This is a genomic window from Blastococcus sp. PRF04-17 (assembly GCF_023016265.1).
GTDB lineage: Bacteria > Actinomycetota > Actinomycetes > Mycobacteriales > Geodermatophilaceae > Blastococcus_B.
In genome coordinates this window covers 524,680-537,015 of sequence record NZ_CP095412.1, presented here as the reverse complement: position 1 = coordinate 537,015, position 12,336 = coordinate 524,680, and the positions used below count along the sequence as shown (strand labels likewise).

Here is a 12,336-nt window from a genome sequence, read left to right as displayed (position 1 = left end):
GATGCGCTGCTTCCTGGGACGCCGCGGAAGAGCTCGACCCGTCGGTCCGGTCGCAACGCGAGTCGGTGCGGTTCGGGTTCTGCCGTCCCGAGCCCCTGCGTGCCCTGTTCGCGGGCGCCGGACTGGCCCGTGTCGACGTCCGCGAGATCGTCGTCCCCACCGCGTTCCGGGACTTCGACGACTACTGGTCGCCGTTCCTGCGCGGCACCGGGCCGGCACCTGCCTATGTCGCGTCCCTGGACGACGACCGGCGGGCGGCGCTGCGGACGGTCGTGCGCGAGCACCTGCCCACCGCACCCGACGGGTCGATCCCGCTCACCGCGCGGGCCTGGGCGCTGCGCGCGGCGGCCGCCTGAGCTCAGACCGCGGTCGCCTCGCCCGCGTCGGCCTGCAGCGAACAGGCGAACAGGAAGGCCGGCGGCACGTTCAGCGGCGAGATCCGCCGGCGCACCGACGGGAACCGACGGCGCAGCTCGTTCTGGATGAACGGCGAGTACTGGATCACCGTCGCCACGCCGTGCGGGGCCAGCACGGCCGGCATGGCGTCCAGGATCCGGCGCCGCAGCCCCGGCTCCAGCGAGGTGAACGGCAGCGCGCACACCAGGACGTCGGCCTTCTCCTCGCCGAGGTGCTGTTCGAGGTTCTCCGCCGAGTCGACGACGACCTCGAGCCGCGGGTCGTCGAACCGCTCCTTCAGCACCTGAGCCAGCCGCGGGTCGATCTCCAGCGCGATCAGCCGGGCGTCGGGAGCCATGCGGGCCAGGATCTCCGCCGTCTGCGATCCGGTTCCGGCTCCCAGCTCGACGACCAGGCGGGCGCCCGGGACGTCGCCGAGGTCGAGCATGTCGCGCACCGCCTGCCGCGACGTCGGCAGGATGGCGCCCACCTGGCGAGGATTGGCCGCGAAGGCCCGTAGGAAGCGGAGTCGTTCTGCCAGCTGCTGGTTCATGCACGCCTTCCGGGACCCGTCGGAGCGGGGTCCGTGTCCGGATCCCGGCGAGCACGATCGCACGAACGACGCCGTCCGTGCGACCCGGACGGGTAAGGCCCGGCCGCTCCCGCGGACCGACAGCGTAGGGTGGTGCCCGGTCGCTGCTGTGCCTCTGCTTCGTTTCCGAACGTCCGCAGTCGTCTCTGCCTGACGTTCCTCTCGGTCCTGCCGGTGGTGCGGCGACCCGGGGCGCGGCGACTGCCGGCCCCGACACCCCAGCACGGAAGAGAAACAGCATGGCTCAGGGCACTGTGAAGTGGTTCAACGCGGAGAAGGGCTTCGGGTTCATCGCCCAGGACGGCGGCGGCGCCGACGTCTTCTGCCACTACTCCGCCATCGTCAGCGACGGCTACCGCTCCCTCGACGAGGGTCAGCAGGTCGAGTTCGACGTGACGCAGGGCCAGAAGGGCCCCCAGGCGGAGAACGTCCGCCCCCTCTGATCCACCCGGGACGGGGGTCACGGCGCTGCGCGCCGTGGCCCCCGTTCTGCTCTCCCGCCGCGGCCGGTGCCGGAGCACGACGCCACCGGCTCCCCCGCACGGCGGGGCTGCGTGCGCTCAGCCGAGCCGCTCGTCCAGGTGCACGGTGACCGTGTCGCCGGCCTGCTTGCCGATCGCCGCCCGGACGTCGGCCCGCACCGGCAGCTTATGCGTGCCGTCGCCCAGCGCCATGAACGAGCTCCGGAACGGATGCCCGTCGACCGTGCCCCGCACCTTCACCAGCCCGCGGGTGCCGAAGAACTCGGCCGAGCCCGGCATCTGGACGTAGGTCCAGCCGCCCTCGGCGTCGCTGCGCACCAGCGTCGCGGTGAACTCCGTGTCCAGCGGTGTCGCGCTCATCGGACCTCCCTCGCCCGGCGGTGCTACGAGGAAGGACGCCGCCCGCGGGCGGAACTCATCGCCCCTGCGGCTGCAGGACGAAGTCGTAGCGCGCGTCGAACCACGGCACGTCGATCGTCCCGCCGTCCGGGGTCGTACCGGGCTCCCGCTGCTCGTACCGGACGACGAGCTCCTCCTTGACCCCGAAGACCACGTCGCTGTCGAGGTAGTCCGCTCCCTCCTCGAACAGGTGCGTGATCAGGGGCTCGAAGCCGGGCACGTTGAGCAGGAAGTGCACGTGTGCCGGCCGGAAGTGGCTGATCTCGGTCTTCGAGATGAGCTCCCCCACCGGGCCGTCCATCGGGATCGTGTAACCGAGCGGCGCGACGGTCCGCACGCAGTAGGTGCCGTCCTCCCGGGTCGTGTACTTGGCCCGCAGCCGTGCCTCGTCGACGTCGGCGTGCTGCGACTCGTAGAGGCCCTCGTTGTCGGCCTGCCAGAGGTCCAGGACGGCGTTCGGCACCGGGTTGCCCTCGAGGTCCTTCACCACGCCGGAGATGAACAGCGGCGTGCCGGGCAGACCCTGCGACATGTCCGCGCCGTAGCCGAGCTCGGGCGATCCCTCGATGTGGAACGGCCCGAGCACCGTGGCCGGCGTCGCCCGCGGGTCGAGCCGGTGGTTCATCTGCACGACCAGCATCGACAGCCCGAGGACGTCGGAGGTCAGGATGAACTCCTCGCGCTTCTCGTTGCTGATCTTCCCGGTGCGGTTGAGCCACTGGATCGCCGCCATCCACTCGGCCTCGGTGAGCCGCACCTCGCGGGCGAAGTCGTGCAGGTGCCGCACCAGCGCCGTCATCAGCTCGGCCAGGCGCGGGTCCTTCGCGGTGGCCCAGCGCTCGACCGCCAGGTCGGTGATGTTCTCCTCGGTGACCAGCTGCACGGTGTCTCCTCCTCGAGTGGGTTGGTTCAGGGCCTGACGACCAGCCGCACGCCGGCCTGACCCGACGCCTGGCGACGCCAGGCGTCGGCGACCTCGGCGAGCGGGAACACCTCGTGCGCCACGGCGAGCCGGCCGGCGGCGGCATGGCCCGCGATCGCGATCACCGCCTCGCGGCGCTGCTCGGGGGTCAGATGGTTGTTCGTGTAGCCGAGCACCGACGCCGACTTGCTGCGCAGGACGGCCGACGAGAACGCGGCGACGTCGCCACCGGACCCGCCGAGGTTCACCAGCCGCCCGTGCACGGCCAGCACCCGGGAGGCGGCGGTCGCGGCGACACCGAAGACCGGGTCGATGACGACGTCCGCCCCGGCGCCGACGGCGTCGCCCAGCGCGGCGGTCAGCTCGTCGACGTCGCCGGTCAGCGGGACCACCGCGTCGGCCCCGGCCCGCCGGGCGCGCTCCTGCGCCTCGGCCGACCGGGAGACGGCGACCACCCGGCCGGCACCCAGCAGCTTGGCCGCCCCGACGGAGGCCTGGCCCACGGCTCCGCCGCCGCCGAGGACCAGGACCGTCTCGCCGGGCTGCAGGCGGGCGCGGTCGGTCAGCATCCGCCAGGCCGCGACACCGGACATGCCCAGCGCCGCCAGGGCGACGTCCTCGACCGCGTCGTCCACCGCCACGACGTCCACGTCCGGGACGACGCACAGCTCGGCGAGGCTTCCGTCGCCGGGCCGCATGCCGGCCGACGTCGAGAAGAACACCCGCGCCCCGTCCGGGAACGCGGCCGACCGTCGCACGACCCCGACGCCCTGCACGCCCGGGACGTAGGGAGTGGCGGGACGCCCGAAGTACGAGGTGCCCGAGGCGCACAGCTGGTCGAGCGGGACGATCGGGGCGGCGGTCACCGCCACGAGGGTCTGCCCGTCGGCCGGCTCGGGCGCCGGGTGCTCGCCGTAGGCCGGGGCGTCGCCCGGCTCGGTCAGGACGCCCGCCTTCATGCCGGCGCTCCTCCGCCGTCGGGGTCGACGTAGGTCGCGTTGCGGTCGACTGTCAGGTAGGCGTCCATGCCGATCGGCCGGCGACGCTCCTCCGCGATGTGCCCGAGCACCCCCGCGGCCCGGGCGAGGAGGGCGAAGCCGCGCAGCAGCTCGACCGGCAGGCCCAGGTCGGCCAGCGCCGCGCCGCAGACGCCGGCGCCGTTGAGCGGCAGCCGCCGACCGAGCACCTGCTCGTGCACCCGGCCGATGGCCTCGAACAGCCGCAGGTGCGGGCCGCGCAGGCCCTCCTCCTCGGCGATGCCCAGGAGCACGGGGGTCCGGGGGTCCTGGACCTTGTGCACGGGGTGCCCGATGCCGGGCACGAATCGGCCGGCCGCCTTCGTCTCGCCGACCGCGGCCAGGGCGAGCGCGTCCCAGCCGGCGTCGTCGGACGGCAGGTCGCCCTCCACCCGGCCGAGGACCTCGTGCAGGTACCTCCCGCAGTCCTCGGTGACGCCGAGGAAGCGGGAGCCGCCGCCGAGGAGACCGGCGGCCAGCGCCCCCTGCAGCGAGTCAGGCGCCGACAGGTAGGTCAGCCGCGCGGCGATCGCCGTGGGCGTGAACCCGTGATCGGCCAGGGCCACCAGCACCGCCTCGAAGACCCGGGTCTCCGCCGGGGTCGGGCGCCGCATGCTGACCAGCCAGAAGGCCAGCTCGCCGAAGCCGACCTTGCCCATGAGGTCGGCGGTGAGGTCCTGGCCGAGGAGGCGGATCTGGTCCGCCGTCGAGGTCCCCAGCGACGTCGGGAACGACGGCGGCTCGCTCATGCGGAGTGCTCCTTCCGGCCGTCGGCCAGCCAGTGCCGGATCTCGGTGCCGTGCTCGTCGAGGGTGGGCGGGGGAGGCGGTACTCCGCCTCGGTCGCGGAGAAGGTGATCGGGTTGCGGATCGACGGGACCGCGAGCGGTCCCGTGCCTGCCTGGACGACCGGATCCAAGCCGATCTCCTCGGCGAAGGCCACGCCCTGGTCGATGGTGTTGATCGGACCGCACGGCACGCCCGCGCCGATGATGTCGCGGAACCAGTCCATCTTGGAGCGGGTCCGCAGCCGCTCCACCAGCAGCGGCCGGAGCTCGTCGCGGTTGGCCGTCCGGTCCTCGTTCCGCCGGAAGCGGGGGTCGTCGACCAGCTGCGGAACACCGAGGACCTCGCAGAGCCGGCGGAACTGGCCGTCGTTCCCGGCGGTGACGATCAGCTCGCCGTCGGCGCACGGCAGCGGCTCGTAGGGGAACAGGCTGGGGTGGCTGTTGCCCATGCGGAAGGGCACCGTGCCGCCGGCGACGAACGCGCTGGTCTGGTTCACCAGGCCCGACAGCGCCGAGGACAGCAGATTCACCTCGACGTGCTGGCCCTCGCCCGTCTCGTGGCGGTGGTTGAGCGCCGACAGGACGCCGATGGTGGCGTGCAGCCCGGCCATCACGTCGAACAGCGCGACGCCGGCACGGTAGGGCTCCCCGTCGGGGTCGCCGGTCAGGCTCATGAACCCCGAGATCGCCTGCACGATGAGGTCGTACCCGGGCAGCGCGGCGCCGCCGCTGCTGCCGAACCCGCTGATCGACGCGTACACGATGCCGGGGTTGGTCGCCGCCACGCTGGCGTAGTCCAGCCCGAACCGGCCGAGCCCGCCGGGCTTGAAGTTCTCGACCAGGACGTCGGCCCGGCGGGCCAGTTCCCGCGCCAGACCGGCGTCCGTGTCGTCCTTGAGGTCCAGCGCGACCGAGCGCTTGTTGCGGTTCACGCCGAGGTAGTAGGTCGCGACCCCCCGCCCGTCGACGGACCGGACCGGGGGCTGCCACGTCCGGGTGTCGTCACCTCCCGGCCCCTCGACCTTGACCACCTCGGCGCCGAGGTCGGCCAGCAGCATCGTGCTGTACGGGCCGGCCAGGATGCGGGAGAAGTCGGCCACGAGCAGGCCGGCGAGAGGTCCCCGGTGGGCCGGCGTGGAAGGGTGGTCGCCGGGCTGCCCTGAGGTCATGGGTTCGGGTGCCGCCTCTCGCCGTCGCGCTCGTTCGCGGACATCCGTCCGCCACCGCACCGGCCGCAGTCTCGTCATGCCCACTTGCGGCTGTCAACCGGCGAGAAGGTCATGTCCGGGAACTGCGACGCGATCTTGACAGAAGCCTCCCCCGGGTCGAAGGTGACCGCCACAGGGCGGCGGCCGACCGGTCTGCGGACGCCCGTCCGTTCCCACGACGACGACGTCACGGAGGACCGCATGACCCAGTCCCAGTCCGCCCCGGAGCCCGGCCGCCCGCTCGTCTTCCGCGGAGGGACCGTCCTCCCGATGGACGGCTCGTCCTCGGTGCTGTCCGACACCGACGTCCTGGTCGTCGGCGACCGGATCGAGGCGGTGGGCCCGTCGCTGGAGGTGCCCGAGGGCACGCAGGAGATCGATGCCCGCGGCGGCATCGTCATGCCGGGCATGATCGACACCCACCGGCACATGTGGCAGACCGCGATGCGGGGCTACGGCGCCGACTGGACGCTCACCCAGTACTTCGTCTGGTACTACCTCGAGCACGGCAAGAAGTTCCGTCCGGAGGACATCGCCGCGGGCAACCGGCTGGCCGCCATCGAGTCACTCGACGCCGGTGTGACGACGACCGTCGACTGGTCGCACAACCTGCAGACCGTCGACCACGGCGAGGCAGCGGTCGAGGCGCTGCGCTCGGTCCCCGGCCGGTTCGTCATGGCCTACGGCAACATCCAGGCCGGTCCGTGGGAGTGGAGCGCCGACCCCGCCGTCCGCTCCCTGCTGGAGCGGCTGCGCGACGCCGGCGACGACCGGATGGGCGTCCAGATGGCCTTCGACGTGACCGGGGACCCCGCGTTCCCGGAGAAGGCCGCGTTCGAGGTCGCCCGCGACCTCGGCATCCCGGTGACCACGCACGCCGGGGTCTGGGGTGCCACGAGCGACACCGGTATCCAGCAGATGTACGACGGTGGCTTCATGACGCCGGAGACGACGTACGTGCACGCCTCCACGCTGACCCGTGACAGCTACCAGCGGATCGCGGCCACCGGCGGGTCCATCTCCGTGGCCACCGAGTCGGAGTGCAGCGCCGGCCAGGGGCACGCCCCCACCGAGCAGGTGCTCCAGTACGGCATCCCGGTGTCGCTGTCGATGGACACCAGCGTGTGGTGGAGCGGCGACATGTTCTCGGCCATGCGCTCGACCCTGAACGCCGACCGGATGGCCGAGCACCTGACCGCGCACCTGAAGGGCGACACGATCACGCACCTGCGGCTGCGTGCCAAGGACGTGCTCGAGTGGTGCACCAAGGGCGGCGCCCACACCATCGGGCGGGACTCCGACCTGGGCAGCCTCGAGGTCGGCAAGAAGGCCGACGTGGTCCTGATCAAGAACGACGACTCCCCCGTGTCGTTCCCGATGCTCAACCCGATCGGGCACGTCGTCTTCCAGGCGCAGCGGGGCGACGTGCACACCGTCGTCGTCGACGGCCGGGTGGTGAAGCACGACGGCAAGCTCGTCGGCATCGACCTGGCACCCGTGCGCCAGGAGATCGAGAACACCATCGAGTACCTGAAGGGCGCGTGCGGCGAGGAGGTCTGGCAGGCGGGCATGTTCCCGGAGATGCCGGAGGCGGAGGCCGCGATCCTCGACAACCCGTACCAGTACTCCGACTTCGTCGACGAGTCCAAGCGGGCCGGCGGCGAGGAGCGCGTCCTCGGCCGCTGAACGGAGCGCGAGGAGGACGGACATGGCGGGGCGCGGAGCAGGGCCGGACTTCGTCGAGTCGCTGGCGCGCGGGCTCGACGTCCTCACCTGCTTCGACGCCGGCCACCGCCGCATGTCCCTCGCGGAGGTGGCCGCAGCGGCGGGGCTCGCCCGGCCGACGGCGCGGCGGCTGCTGCTGACCCTGGAGGAGCTCGGGTACGTCCGCTCCTCCGGGGGCAGCTACGCCCTCACGCCGCGAGTGCTGCGCCTCGGCATGGCGTACGTCGGCTCGCTCGGGCTCTGGGACATCGCCCGCCCGCACCTCGAGGACCTCGTCGCCAGCACCGGCGAGTCCTCGTCGATGACCCAGCTGGACGGCTCGGACATCGTCTACGTGGCCCGCGTGTCCGTACCGAAGATCATCGCGATGCGGGTCGAGATCGGCACCCGGTTCCCCGCCGTGCAGACCTCCCAGGGCAAGGTGCTGCTGGCCGCCCTCTCCCCCGCCGACCTGGCCGCGACCCTGGCGCAGCCGAGCCGGTCCGGACTGCCGCCGTACATCGGCCGGCCGCCCGAGCAGCTCGACCGGGAGCTCACCGAGGTGCGTGCCCGGGGGTGGGCGCTGGCCGACGAGGAGCTGGCGCCAGGAGTGCGCTCGGTCGCCGTCCCGGTGCGCGACGGCTCCGGCACGGTGCGGGCCGCGATGAACGTGACCGTGCACGCGGCCGAGACCTCGGTCGAGCGCCTCGTCGAGGAGCACCTGCCCCGCCTGCTGCGCACGGCAGGCGACGTCAGCGCCGAGTGGGCGCTGTGGCAGTCCCGGCCGCACGTCGAGACCGCGCGACCTCCCACAGGCGGCAGCGCCACGGCCTGAGCCGGGTCGCGGCGCACACTGACCGCGTGTCCTCCACCGCGCCATGGCCGTCCCGCCCGCGTCCTCCGGAGCCCGATCGCTTCTGGTCCGAGGCGCAGGTGGTCCTCGCGCCGGAGGATCCGCGGCCGGGTGCCTGGGTCGGCGGGCCGTCGGCGCAACTGGTCGGGGGCACGTGGTGGCTGGCCTACCGGCTGCGCCTCCCCGTGGGCGAGGGGCGGGGGTGGCCAACGTCGTCGCCCGCTCCGCCGACGGCGTGCGGTTCACGCCGGTCGTCGAGGTGGGCAAGGACCTGTTCGGCGCGGAGTCGCTCGAGCGCCCCGCCCTGGTGCACACGCCCGACGGCCGCTGGCGGCTCTACGTCAGCTGCGCCACGCCGGGGACCAAGCACTGGCGGGTCGACCTGCTCGAGGCGTCGTCGGTCGAGGAGCTGGCCACCGCCCAGCCGCGCACCGTCCTGCCGGGCACCGACACGGCGGCGGTCAAGGACCCGGTGATCCGGCACGACGGCCGGCGCTGGCACCTGTGGGCGTCGGTGCACCCGCTCGACGACCCGGACGCCACCGACCGGATGACCACCGAGCACGCCACCAGCGACGACGGCGTCACGTGGCGATGGCACGGCACCGCACTCGCCGGCACGCCGGGCAGCTGGGACGCCCGCGGGGTCCGCTTCGCGACGGTGGTCCTCGACGGGTCCCGCGGCTGGGCGCTCTACGACGGCCGCGCGACCGCCGCGGAGAACTTCGAGGAGCGCTCGGGTCTGGCGGTCACCGAGGACGGCGAGGTGTTCACCGCGGTCGGCGACGCTCCCCTGCTGCACAGCGCGCACCCGCCGTTCGGGCTCCGCTACGTCGACGTCGTCAGCCGCCCCGACGGCGGGGCACGCTGGTTCTACGAGGCGACCCGGGCCGACGGCGCCCACGAACTGCGCACGGTCCTGCTCCCCGGCTGACCGCCGCGGAGACGCTCACAGCCGCCCGCCAGGCGGGGCGCACGGCCGACCTAGCCGAGCTGCTCGGTGCGCGCCGCCACCAGCTCTCCGTCCTGGAAGCCCATCACCTGGATGACCCGGGTCCCGCCGCAGTCGTCGAACCGCAGCTCCGAGGCACCGTCGGAGACGTCGCTGCTGCCCCGCGGCCGGCCGTCGAGGTAGACGTCGACCCGGTCGAGGCCGCCCACCGTGAGCTGCACGACCAGGTGGTTGGCCCGGCTGGCGAATGCGGTGACGTCCAGGCGGCGCCGGGGCTTGCCGGCGAGGAGGGAGCCGGCACGCTCCATGAGGTCGACGTTGCCCTCCAGCACGTCGCGGCGGGTCATCTCGTGGCGGACGTCGGGCCGCACGCCGAGGTCCTCCACCGGGGTACCGGCCAGTCGTCCGACCCGCAGCGTCCGGCGGATGGAGACGCGCATGTCCGCCTGCTTCGGCAGCGGCCTGTACGGCGAGTCCGGGTCGGCAGGCACCTCCCGCAGAGCCTTGAGCAGGCCGTGCGTCCACACGTTGGCCCCGCCGGCGCCGGTGTTGTCGTCGATCCCCAGGACGTCGCCGATCTCGTGGTCCTGGAAGCCCGCGGCGAAGATGTCGGTCGCCGAGTAGCAGCGGGCATCGGTGACCAGGACGACCGGTCCGAAGTACTTCTGCCCGCGGGCGTTGGCGCGGTCCTCGGGGGCGATCGGGAAGGCCGAGGAGTAGATGCTGCCGGTCTCCACCGACTGGTCCATCGACGGGAACCAGGGGCCGAGGTCGATCCGGTTGGTCGGGTTGTCCTTGTGCCGCCGGCAGATCTCGAGGTTGAGGGGGTGCAGACGAACTGCACCGGCTCCGGGGTGATCCGGCGCGGCGTCAGGGTCTGCAGGGTGAACTCGCTGGCGTAGATGTGCCCGCCGCCGTTGCCGCGGACGTCGAGGATGAGTCCCTCCTGCGGCAGCAGCTGGGCCAGCCGGACGAACTCGTCGACGAAGGCCTCGGGGTCGGGCACGTTGAAGGTGAAGATCCGCAGGTGGCCGAAGGTCCCCGCCTGCGTGACGACGCTGCGCGCCCGGAACACCAGGGGCATCGTCGACGGGACGTCGGCCCCGGCCGCGGCGGGCTCCGTCGACACCTCGACGGCGATGGTGCCCAGCGACTGCTCGACCGCCCGCGGCGCGTACAGCAGGGCGCGGGCCCGGCCGGTCTCGTCCGCGTGCAGGTCCAGGCCCATCGCCGCGGCGGCCTCGCTGATCCCGTCCTCGGCGGCCATCGCGGGGGCGTTGGGAGCCACCAGCCAGGGCTCCCGCAGCTCGCGACGGACGCCTGCGTTGTCGACGTAGCTGACGGTGACCCACTCCTCGTCCGGCGGCAGGTGCAGGCGCAGCGACCGCACGGTCAGCGAGTCGATGCCGCGGGCGAGGCGGGCGGGCACGTTGCTCCCGGCGAACCGGTCGGCGTTCACGGCGACTGCCCGGTCGATCGGCATGCCGTTCCAGTGGGTGATCTCGGTGCCGACCTGGAACGTCGGGGAGGACAGCCCGGCCGCGATGCGGCTGACGACGTAGGTCGCCTCGCCGTCCTCGACGCAGCGCTCCACCTGGAAGGGCAGGTAGGCGATCATGCCGGCGAACGGGGCGGGCAGCAGGTAGTTGGTGTGCAGATCGCGGACCGAGTGGAAGACCGCCGACATCTCCATGTGGAAGATCCGCTCGGGGTCCATGGTCCCGTCGGTCTGCCGCTGCAGCCGGGCACGCAGCAGCCGCAGCCGCTGCACCGGGTTCACCGCGTGCATGGCCGACTTCAGCGGCAGGTGCACGTAGTTGCCCTCGAGCATCAGCAGCGCCTGCCCGACGATGGTGAGCCGGTCGGCGAGCGTCAGGGTGCCGGCGTTCTTCAGGAACTCGTGCAGCGGGACCGACCCCGCCACCGCCGCGTCGCCCGCGCCGTAGGCGACGGTCAGGTCGGCGGGCAGGAGGTCCTGGGCCTCGCCGTCCATCGCCCTGCGCGGGGTAGGCATCTCGACATAGGTGGCCAGGGTCATGGGTCGTCCGTCCGTCCGGCCGCTCCGGAGAGCAGCGTTCCCCCTGAGGCCGGGCGGCCTCTGCCGCACGTCTACCGACCCGGGCGTCACGGCGGCGTCACAGGAGCGTCACCGCGCTGCTCTACCGTCTGACCCCGTGCGCAACGTCCTCTCCATCCAGTCGCACGTCGCCTACGGGCACGTCGGCAACTCCTCGGCGGTCTTCCCGCTGCAGCGCCTCGGCATCGAGGTGTGGCCGGTGCACACCGTGCAGTTCTCCAACCACACCGGCTACGGGCAGTGGACCGGGCGGGTGTTCGACGGCCAGGCGCTCGAGGAGGTCGTCCAGGGCATCGCCGACCGAGGTGTGCTCGGCCGGTGCGACGCCGTGCTGTCGGGCTACCTCGGCTCCGCCGACATCGGGCACGCCGTCGTGCAGACCGTCGACCGGGTGCGCGAGGCCAACCAGGACGCCGTCTACTGCTGCGACCCGGTCATCGGCGACGTGGGACGGGGGTGTTCGTCCGACCCGGCATCGAGGAGTTCATGCGCGAGGTCGCCGTCCCGGCCGCCGACCTGGTGACGCCGAACCACTTCGAGCTCGACCTGCTGTCGGGGTACACCACGACGTCGCTGGCGTCGGTCAAGGACGCCGTCGCCGCGGTGCAGGCGCTCGGCCCGCGCGTCGTCCTCACCACGAGCCTGGACGCCGCGGACACCCCGGACGACGCCGTGGACCTGCTCGCGTCGGAAGGGGGCCGGCACTTCCGCGTGCGGACGCCGAAGCTCGGGGTCTCGGTGAACGGCGCCGGCGATGCGATCGCGGCGCTGTTCCTGGCGCACTGGCTGGAGACCCGCTCGGCGGGCGAGGCGCTGGGCCGCGCGGCGGCGTCGGTGTTCGGGCTGCTGCAGCGCACGGAGGACGCCGGCTCGCGGGAGATCCTGCTGGTCGCTGCCCAGGAGGAGTTCGTCAGCCCGACGCGGACCTTCGAGGTCACCGAGGTCTGA

The 12,336-nt window shown here is 73.0% G+C and carries 15 protein-coding genes and 2 pseudogenes; 9 read left to right on the top strand and 8 right to left on the bottom strand.

Going from position 1 to position 12,336, the window contains the following annotated elements; translation table 11 throughout:
* Nucleotides 1-65: 65 nt before the first annotated feature.
* Nucleotides 66-356 (top strand): hypothetical protein, encoded by a 291-nt coding sequence (locus MVA48_RS02680; protein WP_246985500.1) that lies wholly within the window; start codon nucleotides 66-68, stop codon nucleotides 354-356.
* 2 nt (nucleotides 357-358) lie between these two features.
* On the opposite strand, the gene MVA48_RS02675 is transcribed toward MVA48_RS02680, so the two are convergent.
* On the bottom strand, nucleotides 359-949 hold the full coding sequence (locus MVA48_RS02675; protein WP_246985498.1) for a class I SAM-dependent methyltransferase: 591 nt from the start codon (nucleotides 947-949) through the stop codon (nucleotides 359-361).
* A 278-nt stretch (nucleotides 950-1,227) separates the two neighbouring features.
* Here MVA48_RS02675 and MVA48_RS02670 point away from each other — a divergent pair, with 278 nt between their 5' ends.
* Nucleotides 1,228-1,431 carry a cold-shock protein gene (locus MVA48_RS02670; RefSeq protein WP_104524457.1) on the top strand — a complete coding sequence of 68 codons (204 nt, stop codon included), beginning with the start codon at nucleotides 1,228-1,230 and terminating at the stop codon, nucleotides 1,429-1,431.
* Between the two features lie 117 nt (nucleotides 1,432-1,548).
* Here the strand turns inward: MVA48_RS02670 and MVA48_RS02665 are convergent, their stop codons facing one another.
* The 5 genes and pseudogenes from MVA48_RS02665 to MVA48_RS02645 all read right to left on the bottom strand — a co-directional run.
* A complete protein-coding gene (locus tag MVA48_RS02665; RefSeq protein ID WP_246985496.1) occupies nucleotides 1,549-1,830 on the bottom strand; it encodes a DUF1905 domain-containing protein in 282 nt (93 codons plus the stop codon).
* Between the two features lie 55 nt (nucleotides 1,831-1,885).
* On the bottom strand, nucleotides 1,886-2,752 hold the full coding sequence (locus MVA48_RS02660) for a dioxygenase family protein (protein WP_246985494.1): 867 nt from the start codon (nucleotides 2,750-2,752) through the stop codon (nucleotides 1,886-1,888).
* A gap of 26 nt (nucleotides 2,753-2,778) precedes the next feature.
* Entirely contained in the window at nucleotides 2,779-3,750 is a 972-nt protein-coding gene (locus tag MVA48_RS02655) for a zinc-binding dehydrogenase (RefSeq protein ID WP_246985492.1), read from the bottom strand.
* A complete protein-coding gene (locus tag MVA48_RS02650) occupies nucleotides 3,747-4,556 on the bottom strand; it encodes a citryl-CoA lyase (RefSeq protein ID WP_246985490.1) in 810 nt (269 codons plus the stop codon). The genes MVA48_RS02655 and MVA48_RS02650 overlap by 4 nt, the downstream gene beginning before the upstream one ends.
* Nucleotides 4,557-4,680: 124 nt before the next feature.
* A pseudogene (locus MVA48_RS02645) lies at nucleotides 4,681-5,652 on the bottom strand (CaiB/BaiF CoA transferase family protein); the annotation flags it as partial.
* A 351-nt stretch (nucleotides 5,653-6,003) separates the two neighbouring features.
* Between MVA48_RS02645 and MVA48_RS02640 the strand changes: the two are divergent.
* The 3 genes from MVA48_RS02640 (at nucleotide 6,004) to MVA48_RS02630 (ending at nucleotide 9,293) form a co-directional block, all read left to right on the top strand.
* Nucleotides 6,004-7,488 carry an amidohydrolase family protein gene (locus MVA48_RS02640; protein ID WP_246985488.1) on the top strand — a complete coding sequence of 495 codons (1,485 nt, stop codon included), beginning with the start codon at nucleotides 6,004-6,006 and terminating at the stop codon, nucleotides 7,486-7,488.
* Nucleotides 7,489-7,510: 22 nt separating this feature from the next.
* Nucleotides 7,511-8,341 carry an IclR family transcriptional regulator domain-containing protein gene (locus MVA48_RS02635; protein WP_246985486.1) on the top strand — a complete coding sequence of 277 codons (831 nt, stop codon included), beginning with the start codon at nucleotides 7,511-7,513 and terminating at the stop codon, nucleotides 8,339-8,341.
* Between the two features lie 220 nt (nucleotides 8,342-8,561).
* Nucleotides 8,562-9,293, top strand: coding sequence for a hypothetical protein (locus MVA48_RS02630; RefSeq protein WP_246985485.1), 732 nt, complete (start codon nucleotides 8,562-8,564; stop codon nucleotides 9,291-9,293).
* A 50-nt stretch (nucleotides 9,294-9,343) separates the two neighbouring features.
* Here the strand turns inward: MVA48_RS02630 and MVA48_RS02625 are convergent, their stop codons facing one another.
* Complete coding sequence (locus tag MVA48_RS02625) at nucleotides 9,344-9,682, bottom strand: hypothetical protein (RefSeq protein ID WP_246985483.1); 339 nt, start codon at nucleotides 9,680-9,682, stop codon at nucleotides 9,344-9,346.
* A 219-nt stretch (nucleotides 9,683-9,901) separates the two neighbouring features.
* Nucleotides 9,902-10,060: pseudogene (locus MVA48_RS23935) on the bottom strand (hypothetical protein); the annotation flags it as partial.
* A gap of 186 nt (nucleotides 10,061-10,246) precedes the next feature.
* Here MVA48_RS23935 and MVA48_RS23930 point away from each other — a divergent pair.
* The 4 genes from MVA48_RS23930 (at nucleotide 10,247) to MVA48_RS02610 (ending at nucleotide 12,336) form a co-directional block, all read left to right on the top strand.
* Nucleotides 10,247-10,648, top strand: coding sequence for a hypothetical protein (locus tag MVA48_RS23930; protein ID WP_371821184.1), 402 nt, complete (start codon nucleotides 10,247-10,249; stop codon nucleotides 10,646-10,648).
* Between the two features lie 6 nt (nucleotides 10,649-10,654).
* The gene (locus MVA48_RS23925) at nucleotides 10,655-10,873 is read left to right on the top strand and encodes a hypothetical protein (RefSeq protein ID WP_371821183.1); all 219 of its coding nucleotides are present in this window, start codon (nucleotides 10,655-10,657) and stop codon (nucleotides 10,871-10,873) included.
* A 612-nt stretch (nucleotides 10,874-11,485) separates the two neighbouring features.
* Nucleotides 11,486-11,911 carry a pyridoxal kinase gene (pdxY, locus tag MVA48_RS02615; protein ID WP_246985480.1) on the top strand — a complete coding sequence of 142 codons (426 nt, stop codon included), beginning with the start codon at nucleotides 11,486-11,488 and terminating at the stop codon, nucleotides 11,909-11,911.
* Complete coding sequence (locus tag MVA48_RS02610; RefSeq protein ID WP_246985478.1) at nucleotides 11,875-12,336, top strand: PfkB family carbohydrate kinase; 462 nt, start codon at nucleotides 11,875-11,877, stop codon at nucleotides 12,334-12,336. Before pdxY ends, MVA48_RS02610 begins: the two co-directional genes overlap by 37 nt.

Excerpts from the sequence above, each read along its gene's own strand:
- MVA48_RS02675 (WP_246985498.1), bottom strand. The coding sequence starts at position 949 with ATGAACCAGCAGCTGGCAGAACGACTCCGCTTCCTACGGGCCTTCGCG.
- MVA48_RS02670 (WP_104524457.1), top strand. The coding sequence starts at position 1,228 with ATGGCTCAGGGCACTGTGAAGTGGTTCAACGCGGAGAAGGGCTTCGGG.
- MVA48_RS02665 (WP_246985496.1), bottom strand. The coding sequence starts at position 1,830 with ATGAGCGCGACACCGCTGGACACGGAGTTCACCGCGACGCTGGTGCGC.
- MVA48_RS02655 (WP_246985492.1), bottom strand. The coding sequence starts at position 3,750 with ATGAAGGCGGGCGTCCTGACCGAGCCGGGCGACGCCCCGGCCTACGGC.
- MVA48_RS02650 (WP_246985490.1), bottom strand. The coding sequence starts at position 4,556 with ATGAGCGAGCCGCCGTCGTTCCCGACGTCGCTGGGGACCTCGACGGCG.
- MVA48_RS02640 (WP_246985488.1), top strand. The coding sequence starts at position 6,004 with ATGACCCAGTCCCAGTCCGCCCCGGAGCCCGGCCGCCCGCTCGTCTTC.
- MVA48_RS02635 (WP_246985486.1), top strand. The coding sequence starts at position 7,511 with ATGGCGGGGCGCGGAGCAGGGCCGGACTTCGTCGAGTCGCTGGCGCGC.
- MVA48_RS23930 (WP_371821184.1), top strand. The coding sequence starts at position 10,247 with ATGAGTCCCTCCTGCGGCAGCAGCTGGGCCAGCCGGACGAACTCGTCG.
- MVA48_RS02610 (WP_246985478.1), top strand. The coding sequence starts at position 11,875 with ATGCGCGAGGTCGCCGTCCCGGCCGCCGACCTGGTGACGCCGAACCAC.